This is a genomic window from Leptospira ognonensis (assembly GCF_004770745.1).
Taxonomy (GTDB): domain Bacteria; phylum Spirochaetota; class Leptospiria; order Leptospirales; family Leptospiraceae; genus Leptospira_A; species Leptospira_A ognonensis.
In genome coordinates, this window is the sequence record NZ_RQGD01000025.1 from 1 (window position 1) to 22,196 (window position 22,196).

General features: G+C 39.6%; 21 protein-coding genes. 10 read left to right on the top strand and 11 right to left on the bottom strand.

Annotation, left to right across the window (positions count from 1 at the left end; all coding sequences use genetic code 11):
- Positions 1 to 270 (top strand): hypothetical protein (locus tag EHQ58_RS09110; protein ID WP_210412799.1); only part of this gene is annotated, 270 nt, incomplete at its 5' end.
- A gap of 1,154 nt (positions 271 to 1,424) precedes the next feature.
- Here the strand turns inward: EHQ58_RS09110 and EHQ58_RS09115 are convergent.
- Together EHQ58_RS09115 and EHQ58_RS09120 are read right to left on the bottom strand one after the other, a co-directional pair.
- On the bottom strand, positions 1,425 to 4,562 hold the full coding sequence (locus EHQ58_RS09115; protein WP_135623592.1) for an FG-GAP-like repeat-containing protein: 3,138 nt from the start codon (positions 4,560 to 4,562) through the stop codon (positions 1,425 to 1,427).
- Positions 4,563 to 5,661: 1,099 nt separating this feature from the next.
- The gene (locus tag EHQ58_RS09120) at positions 5,662 to 6,153 is read right to left on the bottom strand and encodes a WapI family immunity protein (protein WP_135623593.1); all 492 of its coding nucleotides are present in this window, start codon (positions 6,151 to 6,153) and stop codon (positions 5,662 to 5,664) included.
- Positions 6,154 to 6,208: 55 nt separating this feature from the next.
- Here EHQ58_RS09120 and EHQ58_RS09125 point away from each other — a divergent pair, with 55 nt between their 5' ends.
- On the top strand, positions 6,209 to 6,820 hold the full coding sequence (locus EHQ58_RS09125; protein ID WP_135623594.1) for a hypothetical protein: 612 nt from the start codon (positions 6,209 to 6,211) through the stop codon (positions 6,818 to 6,820).
- Between the two features lie 132 nt (positions 6,821 to 6,952).
- Here the strand turns inward: EHQ58_RS09125 and EHQ58_RS09130 are convergent, their stop codons facing one another.
- On the bottom strand, positions 6,953 to 7,243 hold the full coding sequence (locus EHQ58_RS09130; RefSeq protein WP_135623595.1) for a hypothetical protein: 291 nt from the start codon (positions 7,241 to 7,243) through the stop codon (positions 6,953 to 6,955).
- A 406-nt stretch (positions 7,244 to 7,649) separates the two neighbouring features.
- Here EHQ58_RS09130 and EHQ58_RS09135 point away from each other — a divergent pair, with 406 nt between their 5' ends.
- Positions 7,650 to 7,913, top strand: a complete 264-nt coding sequence (locus tag EHQ58_RS09135; RefSeq protein ID WP_135623596.1) for an RNA recognition motif domain-containing protein — start codon at positions 7,650 to 7,652, stop codon at positions 7,911 to 7,913.
- A gap of 59 nt (positions 7,914 to 7,972) precedes the next feature.
- On the opposite strand, the gene EHQ58_RS09140 is transcribed toward EHQ58_RS09135, so the two are convergent.
- From EHQ58_RS09140 to EHQ58_RS09160, 5 genes are all read right to left on the bottom strand, one after another.
- Positions 7,973 to 8,311, bottom strand: a complete 339-nt coding sequence (locus tag EHQ58_RS09140) for an ArsR/SmtB family transcription factor (protein ID WP_135623597.1) — start codon at positions 8,309 to 8,311, stop codon at positions 7,973 to 7,975.
- Entirely contained in the window at positions 8,301 to 8,759 is a 459-nt protein-coding gene (locus tag EHQ58_RS09145) for an SRPBCC family protein (RefSeq protein WP_135623598.1), read from the bottom strand. Before EHQ58_RS09145 ends, EHQ58_RS09140 begins: the two co-directional genes overlap by 11 nt.
- 91 nt (positions 8,760 to 8,850) lie before the next feature.
- Positions 8,851 to 10,863 carry a sensor histidine kinase gene (locus EHQ58_RS09150; RefSeq protein ID WP_210412800.1) on the bottom strand — a complete coding sequence of 671 codons (2,013 nt, stop codon included), beginning with the start codon at positions 10,861 to 10,863 and terminating at the stop codon, positions 8,851 to 8,853.
- Between the two features lie 186 nt (positions 10,864 to 11,049).
- Positions 11,050 to 13,179, bottom strand: coding sequence for an ammonium transporter (gene amt, locus EHQ58_RS09155; RefSeq protein WP_135623600.1), 2,130 nt, complete (start codon positions 13,177 to 13,179; stop codon positions 11,050 to 11,052).
- The gene (locus EHQ58_RS09160) at positions 13,179 to 14,150 is read right to left on the bottom strand and encodes an NAD(P)-dependent alcohol dehydrogenase (protein ID WP_135623601.1); all 972 of its coding nucleotides are present in this window, start codon (positions 14,148 to 14,150) and stop codon (positions 13,179 to 13,181) included. Before EHQ58_RS09160 ends, amt begins: the two co-directional genes overlap by 1 nt.
- Positions 14,151 to 14,254: 104 nt before the next feature.
- Between EHQ58_RS09160 and EHQ58_RS09165 the strand changes: the two genes are divergently transcribed.
- Positions 14,255 to 15,448: a thiolase family protein gene (locus EHQ58_RS09165; protein WP_135623602.1), complete on the top strand. Its 1,194-nt coding sequence runs from the start codon at positions 14,255 to 14,257 to the stop codon at positions 15,446 to 15,448.
- 6 nt (positions 15,449 to 15,454) lie between these two features.
- Here the strand turns inward: EHQ58_RS09165 and EHQ58_RS09170 are convergent, their stop codons facing one another.
- On the bottom strand, positions 15,455 to 15,865 hold the full coding sequence (locus tag EHQ58_RS09170; RefSeq protein WP_135623603.1) for a CoA-binding protein: 411 nt from the start codon (positions 15,863 to 15,865) through the stop codon (positions 15,455 to 15,457).
- An 85-nt stretch (positions 15,866 to 15,950) separates the two neighbouring features.
- Here EHQ58_RS09170 and EHQ58_RS09175 point away from each other — a divergent pair, with 85 nt between their 5' ends.
- The 6 genes from EHQ58_RS09175 (at position 15,951) to EHQ58_RS09200 (ending at position 20,709) form a co-directional block, all read left to right on the top strand.
- Complete coding sequence (locus tag EHQ58_RS09175; RefSeq protein ID WP_135623604.1) at positions 15,951 to 17,300, top strand: GH1 family beta-glucosidase; 1,350 nt, start codon at positions 15,951 to 15,953, stop codon at positions 17,298 to 17,300.
- A 40-nt stretch (positions 17,301 to 17,340) separates the two neighbouring features.
- The gene (locus tag EHQ58_RS09180; RefSeq protein WP_135623605.1) at positions 17,341 to 18,246 is read left to right on the top strand and encodes a glycosyltransferase; all 906 of its coding nucleotides are present in this window, start codon (positions 17,341 to 17,343) and stop codon (positions 18,244 to 18,246) included.
- Between the two features lie 18 nt (positions 18,247 to 18,264).
- Positions 18,265 to 18,789 (top strand): peroxiredoxin family protein, encoded by a 525-nt coding sequence (locus EHQ58_RS09185; RefSeq protein ID WP_135623606.1) that lies wholly within the window; start codon positions 18,265 to 18,267, stop codon positions 18,787 to 18,789.
- 51 nt (positions 18,790 to 18,840) lie between these two features.
- Positions 18,841 to 19,701: a helix-turn-helix domain-containing protein gene (locus EHQ58_RS09190; protein WP_135623607.1), complete on the top strand. Its 861-nt coding sequence runs from the start codon at positions 18,841 to 18,843 to the stop codon at positions 19,699 to 19,701.
- A gap of 103 nt (positions 19,702 to 19,804) precedes the next feature.
- On the top strand, positions 19,805 to 20,203 hold the full coding sequence (locus EHQ58_RS09195) for a DoxX-like family protein (RefSeq protein WP_135623608.1): 399 nt from the start codon (positions 19,805 to 19,807) through the stop codon (positions 20,201 to 20,203).
- The gene (locus EHQ58_RS09200; protein WP_135623609.1) at positions 20,200 to 20,709 is read left to right on the top strand and encodes a DinB family protein; all 510 of its coding nucleotides are present in this window, start codon (positions 20,200 to 20,202) and stop codon (positions 20,707 to 20,709) included. Before EHQ58_RS09195 ends, EHQ58_RS09200 begins: the two co-directional genes overlap by 4 nt.
- Here the strand turns inward: EHQ58_RS09200 and EHQ58_RS09205 are convergent.
- A complete protein-coding gene (locus tag EHQ58_RS09205; RefSeq protein WP_135623610.1) occupies positions 20,699 to 21,712 on the bottom strand; it encodes a sensor domain-containing diguanylate cyclase in 1,014 nt (337 codons plus the stop codon). The two genes, EHQ58_RS09200 and EHQ58_RS09205, sit on opposite strands and share 11 nt — an antisense overlap.
- Positions 21,709 to 22,188, bottom strand: coding sequence for a YHS domain-containing (seleno)protein (locus EHQ58_RS09210; protein WP_210412801.1), 480 nt, complete (start codon positions 22,186 to 22,188; stop codon positions 21,709 to 21,711). The genes EHQ58_RS09205 and EHQ58_RS09210 overlap by 4 nt, the downstream gene beginning before the upstream one ends.
- Positions 22,189 to 22,196 lie beyond the last annotated feature (8 nt).

Consider the following 22,196-nt stretch of genomic DNA (forward strand, 5'->3'; position numbering starts at 1 on the left):
CAGCCAAGTGATACTAATCGCTCGATTGGCTTGACCATATTACAATTTGCATGTTTTCGAACGTGCAAGTCAGGAAGTGAGTCTCTCTTGAAAGTTTATTATCTTTTACGTATGTCGTATACGATGTTGGGAAGCCATCCTTCTATAGGATGGCTTTTTTATTATGTAACCAATGTTTATCTACGAGGAGTGACGGCTGGCGCAGTGTTCCCCGAACGTAAGCGAAGCCACGATGGCGTAGCGCCCGAATCGGGACAGGACGTCCCGTGAGGGATAGTTGGGGAACATGAAGCTTTGTGCTCCGACTGGCCATCCCATACATTTGATACACTGTCGTATATAGATTGTTAGAAGAGTAAGAAGCTCGTGTCGTAAGATGCGGGCTTTTTTATTTTGTAACCAATGTTGGTATTCGATCTGTAACGGAATGCGGAATGTCTTTCTATCGGAGGCGGAGCAGGATTGCGTAGCTCGCGAATCGTGACAGGGATGTCACGTGAGCAGGAGTTAGGAAGACATGGAGCCTAACACGGACGTCCCGTGAGGGAAAGTCGGGGAACATGGAGCACTGTGCTCCGACTGGCAATCCCATACATTTGTTACTCCGTCGTATATAGATTGTTAGAAGAGTGAGAGGCTCGTATCTTAGGATGCGGGCTTTTTTATTTGGTAACCAATGCTGGTAATCGATCGGTAACGGCTGGCGGAATGTCTTTTTAGCGGAGGCGGAGCAGGATTGCGGAGCTCGTGAATCGTGACACGGAGGTCACGTGAACAGGAGCTAAGAAGACATGTAGCCCAGGCTTTCCCTCGTTCTAGGATGGGGAGGCATTTGTGGAGATAGACCATGGAAAAGAAGATGTCGTATATAAAAGTTGGGAAGCCATCCTGTTATAGGATGGCTTTTTTATTTTGTAACAGATGTCAGTCTAGGAAGAGTAACGGCTGGCGGAATGTTTCCCGAACGTAAGCGAAGCCACGAGGGCGTAGCGCCCGAATCGGGACACGGACGTCCCGTGAGGGAAAGTTGGGGAACATGAAGCACTGTTAGAAGAGTGAGAAGCCTTACGCCAAACGATGTGAGGCATTTTTATTCGGTATGAATGTTGTTTTAAGAGGACTCATCGATCATCTACTAAATTTAATCTTACGCGACTAGGACAAAAGGTTCTCAACAGAAAGACGCAACTTGATAAAAAATGCAATAAATCCTTAACGAGTGGTAATAATATTAGATTCGAATCATCATCGAATATTTTTGGGAGGATTTGAAGAAAGCAACCTGTTATATTGATGATAGTAAATTCTTTTAAGACTGAAAAAGTTGAATCTTCTTTGCAAAAGACCAGGCTACAATTTTAATCAGCGAAAATCTTTATATAAAAAGTTTGCATCACATGGTAATGCATGATTGTTACGGCAGATTATCTCGCGATATTAATATGATAGAACATCGTATCTGTTGATTGTGCAGTGATGATCGCTGATGAAGTATCAGCAGTTTCATCGCCTGGCATAAAGGAATTCCAGTGATGGATGTAAATCCTTCCTAAATTGGAACTATAACCAGCGGCACCGAGGACTAAATCCACAGTTCCATCTCCTGTGAGGTCAAGAGCCCCAACGGAGTATCCAAATCTGTCAGATGCACTTTCGCCAATTTTGAATCGATCTGCTGAACTTGCAGTTGTAAGTGGAATTCCGCTTGCCCCAGAGGAATGGAAGACGTAGGCTCTACCTTTTCCAGAGCTATAACCATGGGCTCCTGCTAAAATATCCGCATAACCGTTACCATTCAAGTCTTGGCAGATTAAAGCGAATCCAAATTTATCGCTCGTTGCCTCTCCGGTAATTGTACGACTTGCAGAACTTGCTTGTGTGATTGTGATTCCAGACGAACCCGAAGAATGAAATATATAGACACGACCTGTATTGGAATTGTATCCCGAGGCTCCGACAACTAAATCCGCATAACCATCAATATTGATATCTCCTACAGAAACAGCATCACCAAACCAATTCAATGTGGATTCTCCCGTGATGATTGTTGAGGCAGAGGCAGCCGACGTGGTTGTGATTCCAGATAAACCGGAAGCATGGAATACATAAACACTTCCCGTGTTCGAATTTCTTTCATTTGCACTAACCACAAGATCAATATATCCATCCCCGTTGATGTCACCAGAAGTTAAAGCATATCCAAACATGCCTGAACCAGATTCTCCAGAAATTGTAATCGATGCCGAGCTATAGCTAGAAATCGTGACGCCGGAACTTCCTGCTGAATTGAAAATATAAACTCTTCCAGCTGAGGAAGAATGATTTCGTGCTCCTACAACTACATCAGAGTAGCCATCGCTATTTAAATCTGAAATGAATATCGAATAACCAAAGTTATTATTTGTCGCCTCTCCCGAGATAATCTTGTCAGCAGAACTAGCACCCGTAACCGTTATTCCAGATGTGCCAGAGGAATAAAAAATGTAAATCTGACCTGTGTAACTGCTGGTTCTATAAGCTCCGACAGCAATGTCCGAATAACCGTCACCATTTATATCTCCCATACTAATACTGTAGCCAAATCGATTGACTACAGCTTGTCCCGTGATTGTGGTTGTGGCCGAGGATACATTCGTTGCCGTTATGCCCGAACCTCCCGTTGAGTGAAAAATATAGACTCGACCCGTATCGCTTGTATGTAGTCCAGATCCGATCACCAAATCAGAATAACCATCGCCGTTGATATCTCGATTGATTCCTTTTTTTACATTGATGGTTTTGATGATAGATTGGTTGGATGATGCATCCTCACTTCTCACACTGATTGTATGAGAGGAACCTTCCTTCCATGAATTGGAACCAGATGGCAATTGAAACTTCCAGGAGGTGGTACCTGTTGCAAGAGTGTAGGAGCCAGAATCAATGGAGACTTCCACCTTTGAAACGGAAACATTATCAGTTGCCGTTCCGTAGAGAAATCCAGTTTCGACTGTAGACTTATTGATCAAATTTCGAATGGTAACGGTAGGAATTGAGGTGTCAGGCGGAGGAGATGTGATTTGTGAAATCGTATTATAGATATTTTTGTTACCAGCTTCATCTCGTATCACCAGATTGAAGTAGTAGGTTGTTGAGTCAGTCAATCCGGTAACATTGACACTTGTGATACCCGCAGAATAGGAGCCGACGGCCGAGCCATTTGTTTCCGCATTGCTTACCGAAGATAGATTGTTTGAAGTAGAGAAATATGCTAAATATTGTAAAGACCCTTGGGCAGTGATCGCATCTGATCCCGCGGTCCATGAAAGGGTTAAGCCAGAGGCCGTTACATTTGATACAAGAAGAGTTCCTGAATTTCCAACGTTTGGTGAAGCGCTATCGGCAAGTGTCGTCTGGGATTTCATAGTATACGCAGATTTGTTTCCAGCGGCATCCTTAACAATTACGTTATAATAATATGTCGTTGATGGAAGTAACGCAGTCGCATTTTTAGTCACAATGCCTGCTGCATAGGATCCGATTGCGGTTCCGTTTGTCTCTATACTGGATACAGAGGACAGATTTGATGAATTGGACTGGTAAACTAAATAGGATAGGGCATTCTGAGCGGTGACATTGTCTGTTGCTTGCGTCCAGTTTAGGGTCAGTGATGTGGCTGTGATGTTAGAAGTCGTCAATGTTCCAGAGCCACCAGCAACAGGTGAAGTTAGATCAGGTGCCGCAGTTGTCGCCTGGCTACGTGTCGTATAACTAGACTTATTGCCAGCTGTGTCTCGAATCATGACGTTAAAATAGTATGTCGTAGAGGCAGAGAGGCCAGTTATATTGAGGGATGAGATGGCGCTCGAATAACTACCGATAGCTGTTCCATTTGCCTCCATGCTGGCAACATTGCCAATATTTGAGCTATTGGATCTGAATACTAAATATTCTAAGGTACTTTGAGATGTAATATTGTCTACTCCTTCTGTCCAGGAGAGCGTCATACTTGAGGAACTAATACCAGAGACAGACAAAGTTCCACCACCACCGACGATCGGTGCCGTAGTATCTGGAGTGGCAGTAGTCAACTGATTAGCCATGGAATATGCTACTTTATTCCCGGAACCATCCTTGATGATGACATTAAAATAATAGCGGGTAGAAGGCGAGAGCCCTGTAAAATTAATCGTACTAATGGCAGTCGCATAACTTCCAAGAGCTAACCCATTACTTTCCATTTGACTTACACTACTGATATTTGCCGAAGTTGAAATATAAGCCAGATAAAGTAAAGACGTTGTCGGCGTTTGGGCATCCGTACCTTGTGTCCAAACGAGGCTTAGAGAAGTGGCACTGACATTTTGAAACGTAAGCGTGCCAGAGCTTCCAGGAATCGGAGCTGTTTGAACATCGAAGTTGGTAACACTGGTAGTTTCGTCGCTTATAGGAGATGTGGAGACGCCTCCAAATCCGAGGAGCAGACTTGCTAGCGCAGAACCGGAATTGTCTCCCGAAGAAGCTGGAGGAGTGCAGGTAAACAGGCAGAATACGAGAATAGAGTTGATTATTAGATTTCGCATATTCCAATCCTATTCTTTTGATATAAGTCGGCAAGGAAAAATGTTAAACTGACACCAGTTTCGTTCTAATTTGCAATGGATTTTAACAAATCGAAGTCGTAAATCTTTAAGATTCGAATCTCACTTAGCCCGGATTATTTCGATACAAACAGGAATAAATTTACCGATTTAGGTGCTCATGCCAAATTGTCGGAGAATTTCCAGTTTTTTTTCGATTCAATATTTTTCCGTATAGCAGCTCTCTTCAGAAAATAGGATTACCTAGAACATGCTTATGATCGAATAAGCGGTCTTGAGAGTGTTTCTGGATGCCCAGCGCAAATTCGAGGAGGCTAAGAATCCTTTCAGAGAAGCTTTTGATATGCCAGTTCGAATTACTTTCGTACATACAAAAATAAGAATGTTATGTAAAGTAAGTAACCTCGCCAGATGTTGTTTCTCTATGATTTACGTAACAGTTTGATCGCCAACGCTGGGGTGGCGATATGAGTAGATCCCGGATTTTCGACATTTATCGATGGTTCTCAAGCTTTATTCATGTCATACTAAGTATTTACGAGTCTTACTTTGTATTAACCTCTGTTTTGACATCGGAAATTTCGCAAATTAATTATACCCATTATATTCGTAAAGACTCACGAAAGGTCTTATTCACTACGTAACAAAAGTTTTTACTTTCTGATAAAAGGATATTGCTTCTAGGTTTCTATCCGTTTGAATTTTAACCTTATAGGAAGTTTGTAGCGTTTTTCAGAACTACACACCAAAAATCCAGGAGGATGCCTAATCCTACTCGCAATAGATTGCCCATTAGAGATAGCCAGTCGGCTTTAATGCGGCAATAAAGCAAACAGTCGTTACTATATAAAAATTAAATCTTGGATCAAAATTCATCGATCGGCATCCTTGATCTTTGATATGATTTTTGTATAGTGATTATTTTTACATTGATTTGTATGTATATTCCAATGATTGTTAATTTGAATCCATCTATTAAATTTAAAATATTCATTTGTATGGAAAATTCATGATTACGATTCTTTAAAATTTGTTTTAGAAAGTAAGATATCTAGTATCTTCATTCCACTAACATCTAAATTTAATTTGAAGAGCGAATCGGATACTGATTCACGATTTGTTGGAAACCATCGGAAATTTTTAAACAATCAGCATTGCTAATGTGGAAGTCCAAAATCATTTGGCATGAATCAAAAAAACGAAGGTCAGGGAGAAGCGATCGATCAAGTTCAATTCTTAGATTTTCCTTCGTTTGGTTCGAGTGCTCATCCAATTTATAAAAATAACATGTATTTTCCAAATTAAAAATCTGGGAACCAACGGGAAGGGTTGGGAAACTTAAAAACCATTTTGAAAATTCTAAGCATTCCCACGTTAACAAAAAGGGAACTTTTTTCATATAAATTTGCTCTTCCATTCGAATTTCAATTTCAAAATTCAACCAATTGTCATCAAAATACGAATCATTTTCGCCTGGGAACTGATAGCCGATGGCTTTAAATTGGATCCATTGATTTTGTTCTTTGGATTGGAAGCGGACCATATAGAATATGATACGTAGTAGGTGGGACAAAATAAAATTTCACCTATTTAGAAATTTGTCCTAGGTTCGATATAATCTTTAGCGTATGAGAATCGACCGAAAGATAAATATAAAAGCGAAAGAAAAAGAATTGATCCGGCTCGATAGGGAACTTGCTAAAATCCGGGATGAAATCAGCACTTTGCCATTGATTGAATTGAAGAAGCCTATCTTCCACTCTTACGGATTGGTTTGGAATTTGAAATTGCAATCATCAAAATATAGGGATGCGTATTTGTATATTATCGATACTTACTCCAAAATCAAGCGTGTGAAGAATTTAAAAAAAAGCCACCAAATGGAACCAGAACCTATTGCTTTGCATAAAGGGGAATATCGATTGCTTTTGGCAAAATATCCTGATTCCATACGTTGGTTTCTTAAACGAAAAAACAAAATCAATGTAACCGAATATGTCTTCAATAAAGTGGACATTTTGGAAAAGAAAATTGTTAAAGTGATGATCACCCATAGAAGAGACATTGATCCAAATTTAGAAAGTCGAAAACGAGAGATTGAAGAGATTATTTATATAAACAGAGATAATTCGGGGAAATTAGACAATTTATTTGGAAATCGGTATGAGTACGGCTCCGAATCCTATAAGATAAAATTGAAAACGATGGACCTGATACATCCGATCCATCTGGATTCGTAATATCAATTTTCATTCCATTCTATCATTGCATTTAGAATCCGCTTTTCATAATTTTCATTTCTATCCTGAATATAAAAACGCAATTCACCAAACCTTAATTTCACTCTGCAACGGCTCTAGAGCCTAAGATTTTTACTGGTCCATTAAGGTAGGTTGAATCGCTTTATAAGGCACCTCACATTCCCGTCTCTTTTTTGCGATTTTTATGCATTCGATCACAGTGAGATTTAACAGTGCTTCGTTATTTCCTTTTGAGTTGTCGGAAACGAGGGCGTTGAAGAAGACATTTCCTCCGCAAAGAGAATTGTCCCAATATTCTTGGTAGGCAGTTCTGCAACGACGTTTCTCAGTCGTGGGTACGGCAAAACAGGCAAGCAAAGAACAAATGAAAAATATAAGTAGGAAGGACAGATTTGTTTTCATTCTAAATCAACTCCCATAATAAAGATTCGCATGTCTCCTATTAGGAATCTTCTGTAGACGTCTGTCAACTGTTAAGGCATAAGGATTTTTGGAAAAAACCTCCAACGGATCAATGCGTCAAAAGAACGATGAGGCAGGCATACAAACGGAACAAAAAACATTCGTTAATCGAAAAATTTTATGAATTCCCCTTGCTAAATATTTGGGGATATGGATAGATGGTATCAGATTCAAAGTATTATCGTTTTTTTAACCACTAGAGTAGTTTCCACTTTCTTGCATTCTGATCGCTTTCTTAAGTTTTCCCCTGCATTTTCGTAGAGTTTTTACCTAAAATCCCATTCGGGATAGTCGTTTTTAAACCATAAAATTTTAAGAGTCCAAAATAAAATTTTTAGGATATCACATGTCAGTTAACATATACGTTGGCAACCTTTCTTACGAAATGACTGAGAGCAAACTCAGCGAACTTTTTTCAGCACACGGTGCTGTAACTTCTGCTAAAATCATTACAGACCAGTACTCTGGTGGATCAAAAGGTTTCGGTTTTATCGAAATGAAAGAGCGTAATGAAGCGGATAACGCAATCAGCGATCTAAACGGAAAGAACATTCTTAACCGTGAGATGAAAGTAAACATCGCAAAACCAAAAACAAACAACTGGAACTAGTTTCTAGCTAAATGATTTGATTCCAGCGCTTCGGAAATGTATTTCCGAAATGGCTGGGATCAATTTTCTACAAAATCCTTCAATCGCGAAAGCGAATCTTCCCATTGTAAAGCAATCACATCCAAGTATTCCCGAATAGATTTTAGGGGAACGGGATTTAGTTCATATAGACTCTCCCTCCCATTTTTTACTTTTGAAACAAGACCCACATTTTCTAATACAGTTAGATGTTTTGTGATCGCTTGCCTTGTAATGTCAGTTCCCTCTGTAAGCGTAGAAATAGAGTGAGCCTGCTTGTCTGTTAGTTTAGAAACTAGTGACAAACGAGTAGGATCACCCAAGGCTGCAAAAATTGTAGCCTTTTGTTCTATTTTGAGCGCAGAAGCCCTAGACTTCATTGGCGACAAAATTTGCGATATTATTAAGTTGGGCTTCCCAGCCACCACTGTGCATACGGAACGCTTCTGCTCGACGAACGGCCGTAATTTGATCGAAACCAGATTCTATCACTTTTACTAAAGTCATATTTCCCTTTCCTTCTAGAAAAAATTCAACAAGAGTCGGTTCTTCCTTGGAATAATCGAAACTCTGGTCCATTGGAAATGGGATCCATGTGTAGGAAAAATATGAGGTAGGCTGAATTTTTTTAATGTTAAAAGTCATCTGCATCTCAAATCCTTTGGATGTGTTTCTACCATGTGTCGTTTTTCCTGCAATAAAATCGGATTCTAAATCTACACCAAACCATTTTCCGAATTGTTTCACGTCCGTAAGAGCCGTCCAAACTTTTTCGATTGGGGCCTTGATTTCAATCTTTCTTTCAATTGAATTTTCTGAATTTTCCATATGCAACCTCTTTGTTGCATAATAATTCGACAGCAAAAATATGCAACTATTTATTTGCATAAATTTCTTATGGAACGGGAATAGGAAGAAACTAAGCAGATGGAGCTTCGTTTGAGGATTTTGGAAATTCTAATATAAATTTACTGCCAGACTCTGGGGAAGACTCGACTCGGATGCTTCCTTCGTGGAGGCGCATGAGTTCATAACACAGATTCAAGCCAATGCCAAATCCTTTTTCTCCTAAGGTTCCTGGTGTCGAGACTTGTTTCGTAAATAAATTGTTTTGTGATGAGAATGAGATTCCCTGACCATTGTCCTCAATCGAAATTTGTTTTGTAGAAGCAAACTCCTGATATATGATCCTGATCCATCCATTTGGTTTGTTGAATTTGATGGCATTGGTTAAAAGATTACGTAGGATTTCTGTTAAGATGGATCGATCAGCAAAAACTGTCTCCGAAGGAGATAAAGAAGTATCGAGTCTCAATGTTTTCCTTGCGAGTTCAAAGGAAAAGGATTCAGAAAGTTCTTTGATGACTTCCCATATCGGAACTTCGGAAAGATGTAAACGTAACCTTCCCGAATTGAATCGATTCAAATTTAATAAATTTTCGATCGTAGCCATTGCATTCTCTAAAATTAGAAACAACTGTTTGAGAATGTGGTCTTTTTCTTTTTTATCCTCGAACGTATCTTTTTCCGTAATCAGCATTAACCCAGAATACACTGTACTTAAAGGGGATCTTAAATCATGTGCGACAAGGGAAATGAACTTATCCTTCCACTCATTGGCATCCTCAGCAATTTGTTTTGCTTCCTTGTATTCTCTCGTACGCGAAATCACAGTTTTCTCTAAATTTTCATTGAGCCTGTTCAGCTGTAAGCTGAGTGTTTCCGATTTTGAAAAAGCTCTCGAGAAGTAAGAAGCCAGGATGAGTGATTGAAATAGAACAATCGATAGATACGAATACTTTAGGATAGATACATACGGTAAAATTCCATAGAGATAGAGAGTATCATTGATCGCACTTAAAAAAAGAAATATCTGCAAAAGCAATAAGCTCGTTGAAAATTCATACCTTCGCGCAGATGCACGGGCAAGGCATACAATCGAGTAGAGAAGTGCAAAAATGGAAAGAAGTATACCAATAAAGGTTGTTTGCGAACCAACTTCTGTTGGAGCGATTAAGACAAAAATAAATAAACCAACACAAGAAACACTAATGATTCTATTAAAGGATTTTGAAAAAACATCTGGATATAAATTTGATAAGAAGGCTAGAAATAAAGGCATAGATAAATAAAATATAAGAGAGATGGTAAATGAAAATCGGTACGTAATGCTAGGCATGAGGTAATATAAAGAATCTCCGTTTAAAGAAACTGAATGGAGGGCAATGACGAGGCTATAAAATCCAAAATATAAAATTAACTTTCGATTCCTTCTGAAAAAGTATAAAACGAAATGATAAAAAGCCATAAAAGTTAAGGCGCCTGTCAAAAGAGAGTCTCTTACAAGCTCGTACACCATCACCTTGTTTATGCTTTCGTAGTAACTTAGTGTAGGTGCGTACCAGAAGGCCCCATCATCATGGTGGTAATTCGAAATTTCTATGAGTAGTTGGACCTCGGTTTTTGGGTGCGGTATCAGGACGATTCCAGAGCTACGTGTAGGAATCATACTTTCCTTACTGATTCCGACCTGTCCGAGTTCTAATTGCAATGTCGAGTCCAAATAAACCTTAAGGGCGGCACCACCTGTTTGTGAAAAACGAAGAGCAAAAATTTTATCTTTTGCGCTTTGAGGAAACTTCAGTTTTAATCGGTAGCTACCGTATCCTAGTCCATCATATTTGTTTTTCCATCTTTCACCTATCGGTTCGTAAGTGGGTGGCGTTTGATCCAGTTTTTGTTGGTTCGAAACCAGGGATTTCCAATAGAATTCCCATTCTCCTGCTAAGAGAAGCGGAGTGGTATCCTCAAAATTCCAAGATTGCGTATCGAATACCCCTTTTGTTGCTAAAGGCATTTCTTTTTGTGCGCTAAAAGGAGCACAGGCAGAAATCAATAATATCCATATATAATGTTTCCAGTTTTTGATCATTATAGACTTTATTCTTTTACAAGGACTCGCATTTCCAATCTATCTGAACTGGATCGTTATCAGATAAAATCGATCCATCCCCAGATTAGGAAACGATTTGAGCTACTTATAATATTTCAAATATTCTCATAAATGAAAATACATTTTTACATTCGGATTCACTTAAATCTGAGACAAGCCTGATTTCTAAATTTTTCGGTGTATGCCTATGATGGTGATATCATCCTGTAAGGGCATTCCCGCTAAAAAATGGCTCTGTAATTCTAGCAGGGCATCGATATCCCTTCGGAACGATAGGTTTGTTTTCTTTGTAAAAAAGGATTCGACCGTAGTCTCTCCAAATTCCACTTGATCGACATTCCATTGTTCCGTGAGTCCGTCTGTGAACATAAAGAGGGAAGATCCTTTGGGAAAATCGATTTCTCTAGAATCGTATATACTCGTCGTTTTTACACCTATGATTCTACCAGTTTTTTCAAGTTTTTGGATTTCCGATTCCTTGATGAGAAACTGAGGTGGGTGGCCCGCAGACGCATAACGAATTTTATTTCGGTTGGAATCAATATCGATAATCGTGCAGGTAAAAAACTGATTTAGATTTTCAAAGGAATGAATGTACTCGCTATTGATATATTCTAGAAGTTCATGAACGCTATAGTTGCCTCTTTTTAAGGTTTCATAGATCGTCTTAATGGCCATGGTGATGAGGGCTGCCTGCACTCCGTGACCTGTGGCATCGGCAATAAAGACTCGGACCAATCCAGGTTTGAGTTCGGTGATGTCAAAAAAATCGCCACCGACTTCCGTGAGCGGAAGGTATTTGATTGTAAATTCTAAGTCGCCAATGATACGATCTTCCTTCGATAAAATACTCGATTGGATTTTTCTAGCAGTTGAGAGATCACTTTGGATGACACCAAGATTTAGCTCCAATTGGTTCGTTAAATTTTCCTTTTCTTTTATATTGGTTCTGATTTTCTCAAGAACCAAATTGTATCTTTCTGCAATTTGACCAACCTCTGTAAACGGTTCAATGGAAACATTTTTGCTTAAATCGCCAGTGGCTTTCTGATACTCCATCTCTGTAAAGAGATCATGCAATTCAGTTGTGGCTCTATGTTCGGTAAAGTTTAATCCTTGTTTTTCGGCAGAAACAGAAACCCGAAGCTTATAGAATTTATTTATTATAGATAATAAAAGGTAACTGAGAACAAAGGAGAGTAGTCCACAGGAAAGTATGCCAAGACATTGGACTTGAATTTGTTCGAACCTGGATAGATCCGTTTTGATCGTTTCTAGATTGGCAAAGATTCCGACTGCCAAAGTGCCCCAAATTCCACCCGTTAGGTGGACTGGGATCGCCCCAACGGCATCATCGAGCCTGAATCTCTCCAGCAGGTTTCTTGTTTCAAACATCAGTATTCCTGAGACAAAACCGATGAATAACGCCTCTCCCGAGCTTACGGCATGGCAGGAGGCGGTGATCGCGACAAGCCCCGCAAGGGCTCCGTTTAAAGGAAGTGTGGCCTCAGCATAACCTAAACGAATCCATCCATAAATGAGAGCAGCAGCCATTCCTCCGGAAGCAGATAACATGGTGTTTGCGAGAATGCCTGGAATGTTCTTGGAAAAGGAGAGCGTACTGCCTCCATTGAAACCAATCCAACCAAACCATAATATCAATGTTCCAAGCATAGCAATCGGTAGGTTATTGCCTGTAATGTGATTGACTTTTCCGTCTGCTCCAAATTTTCCCATTCTATTGCCGATGATCATCATAGCCGCAAGACCTACCCATCCTCCGACGCTATGAACTGCCGTGGAACCTGCAAAATCTATGAAACCTAAACTGGCAAGCCAACCCGTCTTTACATTCAGATCGAAAAGGGTCCTTCCCCAAACCCAATGTCCAAAGAGAGGATATATGAGTGAAGAGATAAGGGCTGTTATGAGAATGTAAGCGCCAAACTTCATTCTTTCTGCGACAGCTCCAGAAACGATTGTGGCTGCGGTTCCGCAAAACATCAGCTGGAAGAGAAAAAAAACGGGAACCTTAGGATCATTGATCTCAAAAACGGGAAGAAAGTGATCGGTACCAAAAAATCCATTGTATGAATTTCCATACATGATTCCAAATCCGACCGTAAAATAAAGGATGGTGGCGATTCCAAAATCCGTAATGTTCTTAATGGCAACGTTGATGGAATTTTTAGTTCTAGTTAATCCAGACTCTAAACACAAAAAGCCTGCCTGCATAAAAAAAACGAGCCCAGAACAAATGATGATCCATAGTATATCGAAATCTTTAATTAACATTAGATAACCTTAGCTGGGCTAATATCAATTAACACATTGCCTTTTTTGTGTCCCGCTTCTACGTATGTATGCGCCAGAGACATGGACTCCAGGGGAAATCTTTTATCAATGACGGCACTTATATGATTCTCAGAAATGAGTTTGCTGATCGCTTTTAAATTTTCTACGGCTTCTGAGGAGACACCGATTAGAAACGTATATTTGGTAGTTAGATTTTTCCAAAGTGCCCAAAACATTTGAGCTGCACTAGCATTACATAAAATCAGACATCCATTCATTTTTAAGAGAGGTAGAAAGGTATTAGGTACATATTTTCCAAGGGTATCAAATACAATATCGAAAGTTTCTTTGGTATCGGTAAAATCTTGTTTGTCATAATTAATAACATGATTGGCTCCGAGTTTTTTTACCAAATCAGAGTTAACTGAGCTGCAAATGGCAGTTACTTCCGCACCGAAAGCTTTTGCCAATTGAATCGCAGCAACTCCAACAGAACCAGACGCACCATAAATTAAAACTTTGTCTCCGGATTTGATTTTGCTTTTTGTTAGAAAGTGGTAGGCTGTCATGGTCCCAAATGGGATTGTTGCCGCTTCCTCTTTAGGCATAGAATCTGGTATGATGTCAATCGTTGCAGATTCAGAAAGACATATATATTCCGCGTAAGTCGACATTTTCATTCCCGACATACCATATATCTTGTCACCTACACGAAATTTGGTGACATTTTTGCCAATAGCCTCTACTTCACCAGAAAACACAATTCCGAGTATCGGATTTCGTGGTTTAAACAATCCGAAAACAAGCCGAACGACCTGCGGATCAGGTTTTCGTAATCGGTAATCACCGGAGTTAACGGCTGTTGCGTATATTTTTACCAATATCTCATTGGCTTTCGGTTCTGGTTTCGGTAATTCTTCCAGACGCAAGACCTCTGGAGTTCCGTAGTTTCGATAAGTGATGGCTTTCATGCATTGGTCCCACTCTTTCTTATGAAAATCAGGTTTTTTGTCAAGGCACTTGGTAACATTGCATAATCGAATGAAATAAATGGAGCATTTTATAGGCTGGCAGTATGAGACGACCTGTGATCGTGGATGGGTGTAGAACTCCTTTCGGCAGATTTAAAGGGGCATTGAAGTCTGTGCGACCAGATGACCTCGCTTCCCTTGTGATCCAAACGTTAGCAGAGCGACATGACCTTAAGAATCATCCTGTAGATGATGTCATTCTAGGCTGTGTAAACCAAGCCGGTGAAGACAATCGCAATGTGGCAAGGATGTCACTCCTACTTGCAGGACTCGCGGACGTGACACCTGGGGTGACAGTGAATCGGCTTTGCGGCTCAGGACTCGAGGCAGTCAACCAAGCTGCTATGCAAATCCAAGTGGGACGCGCCAAGGTAGTGATCGCTGGCGGCGTCGAAAGTATGACACGCTCCCCTTACGTGATGTTAAAACCAGAGATTGGGTTTAGTCGCGGGAATCAATCCTTAGTGGACACGACCATCGGCTGGAGGTTTATCAATCCACATTTGAACCAACTTTATCCGATCGTGAGCCTGGGTGAATCTGCAGAAATCATGGCGGAGAAATTCCATATTTCACGATTAGAACAAGACACATTTGCCTTCGAAAGTCATCATAAGGCAGCAAAGGCCGAAGAAGCCGGTTTATTTGCAAAGGAAATCATTCCCGTTTATGAGCCTCATTCCGAGGAAGTTCTCCTGCAAAAAGATGAACACGTTCGTGGGCAGACCTCTGTGGACGCTCTCTCAGCGCTTCCACCTGCCTTCAAAAAGAACGGAACCGTAACGGCCGGAAATTCCTCGGGAATCAACGATGGTGCCTGCGTTCTCCTTCTGATGGAGTACGATTATGCCATTCAGAATGGATACACCCCACTTGCTGAAATCCTTTCATCGGCAGTAGCCGGAGTCCATCCTTCCTTACTAGGAATGGGTCCCATTCCAGCATCACAGAAAGCCTTGTTACATGCAGGCTTACAGATAGAAGACATTGACCTTTTTGAAATTTCGGAAGCATTTGCCGCAATGACTTTAACTTCAATTAAAGAGATGCATCTCCATCCGGAAAAGGTGAATGTGAATGGAGGAGGCATCGCCTTAGGACATCCGTTAGGTGCAAGTGGCGCGAGGATGGTTTTGACTTTGATTCAAGAATTGCAGAGAAGAAAAAAAACATACGGTCTTGTGACTATGTGCATTGGTGTGGGGCAAGGCATTGCGACCATCGTTCGGGCGTTATGATTTGCTCTAAAAGTTCTTTTTATGTTCTATGATTAAGCAGCGATTGGATACAACTTTGATGCCGGCTTTCTCTGCCCGAAGTTCAGCTTCCTTATTTTCAATTCCGAGCTGTAGCCACAAAACTTCTACACCACCGATTTCCAAAATTTCATCTACAACTTCTGCGATCCGATCAGAACTACGGAACACATCCAAGAACTTCCGATCCTCTAAAGGAATGTCGCTTAGTTTTTCAAAAATTTGGAATCCACCAACTTCATGTTTTTTGGGATAGGTTCCTAGGATTTGCCATCCTTGGTTTCGCATGTATACAGGAACATAGTGGCTCGGCTTAGCTGGATCAGGACTTAGACCGTAAACGGAAATCCGTTTGTAATCTTGAAGGAGAGACTTGATTTCGTGTTCTGCGACATTCATAACAAATCCTAAGTTTAGTCCTGAAATTCATAAAGTAAATTCAATTTTTATTTCCAGAATCCTTTACCCATTCCATTCTAGCTTAATGTTATCATTAAAATTTCCAAAAGACTTCCTCTGGGGCACAGCCACTTCAGCCTACCAAATCGAAGGCGCTTTTAACGAAGATGGCAAAGGTCCTTCGATATGGGATAACTTTACAAGAAAGAAAGGTAAGATTAAAAAATTGGAAAATGGTGATATTGCCTGTGACCATTACCATAAATACAAAGAAGATGTAACTTTGTTAAAAAACTTAAACATCAAGTCTTACCGGTTTTCGGTTGCCTGGTCTCGGGTGTTGCCGAGTGGAAAAGGACAAGTAAATGAAAAGGGTCTAGATTTCTATGATCGCTTGACAGACGAACTTTTAAAAAAAAATATACTGCCTTTTGTCACTCTATACCATTGGGATCTACCACAAGCACTTGATGATTTGGGAGGATGGTATAACAGGAATACGGCGGAATATTTTGCTGAATATACTGAGGTAGTTGTACGAAAATTAGGTGATCGTGTCAAAAATTGGATCACCTTAAATGAACCATGGATCATTATGGCTGCTGGTCATCTCTTGGGTGCTCACCCACCCGGAAAATATAGGCCCTTCTCTAGTTTTAAAGTCGCCCACAATCTACTTCTTGCCCATGGCAAAAGTCTAGAGCGCATTCGTCAGATTTCGCCCAAATCAAAAGCAGGGATCACCAATGCTCTTTCTCCCGTTTACTCATTTCGCCGAGATAAAGATACACCTGCTGTCAAAAGAGCAAATGCGATCATGAATGAGCTTTGGTTAGATCCCATCTATAAGGGAAAGTATCCAGAAGAGATCGAACGGTTTGTTTTGTCGCAAAACAAGGGCAATATCCTCGACGGAGACATGAAACTGATTTCGGCAAAAACAGATTTTTTAGGATTGAATCATTACTCCCGAATGATTGTTAAAAAAATACCCTTTCCGATTTTCAATTTTTTACCTGTATTACCGAAGGATCGAGAGGCAAAATTCACAAGCATGGGATGGGAAATCTATCCAGAAGGTTTTTATGATCTACTCAAATGGGTGCAGAAGGAATATGACAACCCACCTATATACATAACTGAGAATGGTGAGAGCCTTTATGATAGGTTAGAAGCTGGCAAGGTAGACGATCCAGAGCGTATCGATTATCTCAAAAATTATTTACTCAGTATGAAAAGAGCCATGTCGGAAGGTGTAAATGTAAAAGGTTATTTCGTCTGGTCGTTTCTCGATAATTTTGAATGGCAGGAAGGTTATGAGAAACAATTTGGCATTGTTTATGTAGACCGGTCCGATTCAAGCTTGCGCCGCATACCGAAAGAAAGCGCGAAGTGGTATGCGAAAGTCTGCAAAGATAATGGTTTTATATTTTAAAGAACTTGAAATATTTTGGCACCTCGTATAATTTTTTTCCATGCCCGCTATCAGTATTGTCGTTCCCGCATTAAACGAAGAAAAATTTCTTCCCATCCTACTCGAATCAATAAAACAACAAACATTCACAGACTACGAAGTAATTGTTGCTGATGCAGGTTCTACAGATAAGACCAAAGCAATCGCCAAAAAGTATGGTGCTAAGGTTGTGCCTGGTGGTATGCCGGGTCCTGGACGGAATCGTGGCGCAGAGGTAGCGACGGGCGAGTTCTTATTCTTTTTTGATTCTGACGTCTATCTACCTAAAGATTTTTTAGAAAAGGCGTATAACGAAATGCAAGACCGCTTTCTGGATATGGCAACATGTGAATTTTTACCTGAGTCGGATTTACAGTTAGATAAAATCATGTTCAAACTTGCCAATCTACATGTGAAGCTAAATCAGACATTCAATCCTAGAGCAGCTGGTTTTTGTATTTTTATTACCAGAAGGCTTTTCCATCGGATCGGTGGCTTCGATGAGTCGGTGAAGATCGCAGAAGATCATGATCTTGTCGATCGAGCTTCTAAATTCAGAGCTCTTGGTTTCCTTAACTCAGTGCAGCTAACGGTAAGCATTCGAAGGTTAGAGAAGGAAGGAAGATTTTCCTTAGTCGAAAAATACCTTCAAGTCGAGATGCATCTTTTTACAAAAGGTAGTATCAAAGAAGATATTATCGAATATGAATTTGGAAATTTTAAAACAGACGAAGATAAAAAGAAAAGTAAAAAAGTTTTAGATGAAATAGAACAAAATCTCATAAAGATAGAAGGTCAGTATAATAAGTTGTCTAAGAATATTAAAGCCGGTATTACTGAAATGCAGGCAACAAGAACCAAGTGGATGGATAGTCTGGATGAGATGGGTAAATCCTTTCAGAATATATTCAAGAGCAAGAAGAAATAAACAATCGAGTCTACTCATATGAAACTAAAAGATTGGTTTATGATGCAATTTGATGGAAGTGTGGATCCTTCCATTCAGACTCTTCCTCTTGACTACAAAGTAAGGGATTGGGAATTAATACTCACTTCCAACCAAAAGATTAAAATTTCAGACATTATAAAACGTGGACCTCTCATTCTTGTTTTTATCCGGGGTACCTGGTGTCCATTTTGCCAAATCCATTTAAAAAATCTTTCGGAATGGGCGACACGTTTAAATGAAAAAGAAGGAAATGTTATTGTGGTGTCGACAGAACCTTTAATTTCTCTCAAAAGTTGGCTGAATCTGAATCCTATGAATTTTATTTTTGCGAGCGATTCATCGATGGAGCTCTGCCATTACTTTGGAGTCAGAATTGCACCAAACGATTTTGCGCAAGCGGCTACCTTTTTAATCGATTCTGATTTTACGATACGTTTGGCGTATAAAGGGAAGCGAACTCAGAAATATTTTGATGAAGTTGAATCTGTAATGAAACACGAAATCCATAGTTCAAAGAGTTAAGTCTAATCGATGTCAGATTTATTTTGTATTCACCTAAACTAGGAATTATACTTGAACTCACCTATGAAAGTCATTCGTTATGAATTGAGTGACCCAACCACCGGCTCCCATTTTCATTTTACAAATGATCTCACACAAGATTTAGATAAAGCATTGGCAAATCCTACAGCCAATCGAATTCTTTGGAACCGCAACCGAGAAAATTTTACATTTACCTGTGATGATAAAACGGTTGTTTTAAAAGAAAATTCATTTTGTACTTTAACGGCATTAAATTATGTAAAGATCCCAAGTAATAAACAAAGGTTGACCGCTATTTCCTTCAATCGAGAATTCTATTGTATAAGAGATCATGACCACGAAGTTTCTTGCAATGGCATATTATTTTACGGAGCACAAAATTTTTCCGTATTAAAAATCCCAGTCAAAGAAACCGGTCCGTTTGATAAGCTCACTGATCTCTTTTTAAAAGAATTTGAGGAGGGTGATAGTTTACACGGAGAAATGCTCGTTAGTCTTCTAAAAATTCTAATCATCCGGTTAACGAGAATCGGAAGAAATCATATCATCGGAATCCAGGGAGATAAACAGAGCATTGAGACCATTCGTAAATTTAATTTACTAGTGGAGGAAAATTTTAGAAAATACAAGCAAATATCAGAATACTCCATTATGCTAAATATCACTTCAAAAAAATTATCCGAATTGTTTCGTCATGCAAAACTAGATCCGCCTCTTCAAACTATCCACCAAAGGATCATACTAGAGGCAAAGCGCATGCTTTTATTCACATTGAAGTCGGTGAATGAAATCTCAGATGATTTGGGATTCGAAGATGCCAGCCAATTCAGTAAATTATTTAAAAAATATACTGGGAAATCCCCTTCAATTTTTAGATCTAAGAAAAATTGACATAAAAAAATCCTCTTTGGCCATTGCTATTATTTGCCAGAGAGATATAATGAAAGGATGATCATTACTCCTTTTTCGTTTTTCTGTGGACTGCAGCCAAAAGATGTCTAAACTCTGGATTGTTAATGCAGTGAAGCTGGCTGTCGGCATCATTTTCCTTCAGACCTTATTTTTCAAATTTAGCGCGGCTGAAGAATCCGTTTTTATTTTTTCTTCTCTCGGTGCAGAACCATGGGGGAGAATTGGATCAGGAGTCATTGAGCTTTTGATTGTAGCATTGTTATTATTCCCTAGATTGGTATGGTTAGGTGCACTTCTGGGAATCGGAACGATGATTGGAGCCTTGGGTGCACACATATTCGTCATTGGAATCGAAATATCGCAAGATCATGGATTACTTTTCTTTTTGGCTCTGTTTAATTTTTTAGGTTGTGGTTTTCTTTTGTTCCGTGAAAGAGAAACGTTACTGATGTTATTGAAAAAGGTGAGAAAACAAGCATGATCCTAGTGGAAGAATCGAAGTTGATCTTCGCATCCTTAGAGAGTCTCATTCGTCAGCTTTCTCAAATGGAATTCTGCAAGCCGCTCTCGATCTTAAATCAGAGCTCCATCTCCCAGCACGTTCGCCATATTCTGGAATTTTATCAGGAGTTTTTACTAGGCTTGCAACGTGGTGAGATCGATTTTGACGCGAGAAAAAGATCGAGCCAGTTAGAAGAAGACAAAGAATTTGCTTTAGAATTTTTAACACTGCTCCAGAAAGAAATGCTCGGTATCATTAAAGACCATCCCATCGCGATTCGTGTTTCTACACATGAGAAAGAAGTGCGTCCACTTCTTACGAGCTCCAGTTTTAGAGAGTTAGCTTATTGCAATGAGCACTCCATCCATCACATGGCCATCTTAAAAATTGCGCTTAACCACTCTTTTCCTAATGTGATTGTCTCAGAAGGATTTGGTATCGCCTTTTCTACCCAACACGTAAATCAATTGGCAGTTACTTGTTAGTTTGGGTATGATACACGACTTGATTGCGTCCTAGTTTTTTAGCTTCATAGACTGCTTGGTCTGCAATTTTTATGAGTAAGTCGATGTTCATGGAATCCTGGCTTTGCATCTTAGAAACTCCAAAGCTGGCGGTTACGTTGATACTTCGAGTGGCTAGCTGGATATTCATTTCTGCTATTTGCAGACGTAGACTTTCCATGAATTCTTGAAACGAGTCATCATTAGAATCAAAAATGAGTAAGCAGAATTCTTCACCTCCAAATCGGCAGGCATAACCCTTATTTTGCACACTAAATGAGATCTTCTCACCTATTTGACGTAAAACTTCATCACCAGCATCATGACCATAGGTATCATTAATACTTTTAAAATAGTCTAAATCTAGGAATACAAAGTATAGAGTCTCAGCTTTCATCGGTCTAACTATTTGTTTTTCTAGTAACTCCAAAAATGCACGCCTTCCGAGAAGGCCAGTCAGTTCATCATAATTTGCCAATCTTTCCATCTTTAAATAAGCGGCAGCTAGCTCTTCGGATTTAATTTTTAATTCAAATAGAGCCATAACTTGCTTTGCCAGTTGGTTTAATAATTGAAGGTGAACGTCTGTTAATATTCTTGGATGGTCATCTAAAATACAAAGAGACCCAAGTCGATATCCTTCGGATGTAATTAAGTTTGCACCTAGATAACATTGGTAAGGTGAATTTTCTTTTGCGATAGGTAAATTCCGACTGATCGGATGTGTTCTTAAATTTTCAATGGTAAGATTGATCCCATCTTGGATGGCGAAGTTACAAAGATCTTCCGCTCTCGAAGTTTCTGTATTCTCTGTACCGTAAGCTGACTTTGTCCAGACAGTATCTTTATCTACGATAGAAATAAAAGCGTAAGGAGTATGACAAAGCTCAGCGGCGACTCTAGTTAACAAATCAAATTCTGATTCTGGTAGTTTCGAGATTTGATATTTTGTTAGTACCTTTAATCGATCCTCTTCGTGAGTCATTGGAACAAATTTTTCCAATTCGCATTCGCTTTGGGAATAAACTCTTTTTCTTTTTCGTTCCAGGGTTTTAGAGTGTCTCCGAAAATTCCATTATAGAACAAATTGATTTTACCATTGATGATCTTGAATCGCTTCGGATCTACTTCCACCTTTTCTCCGTCAAGGCCCATTGCATAGGCACACCATCCACCATACTCTGGTTCGAAGCTATCCGGGTTTTTATCGAATTTTATTTTGTTTTCATTGGAAATGAAGTAATATATAATCCCTTTGTAGGTAGTGTTGAATTCACTTTTTCCTTTCGTAGGTTGGTTCGAAAAGTAAGATACCGGATCATAGCCATCCAATGCGACTCCCTGACGATTTAAGAGAAAGTGTTTCTTTCTGACTTCGCTCGATACATTGTTTGTTTGCGCTTGACTCAGTACTGAACAAAGTAAGGCGATCGAAATAACAAGAAATTTTAAAGTTCTCATGAACTCCA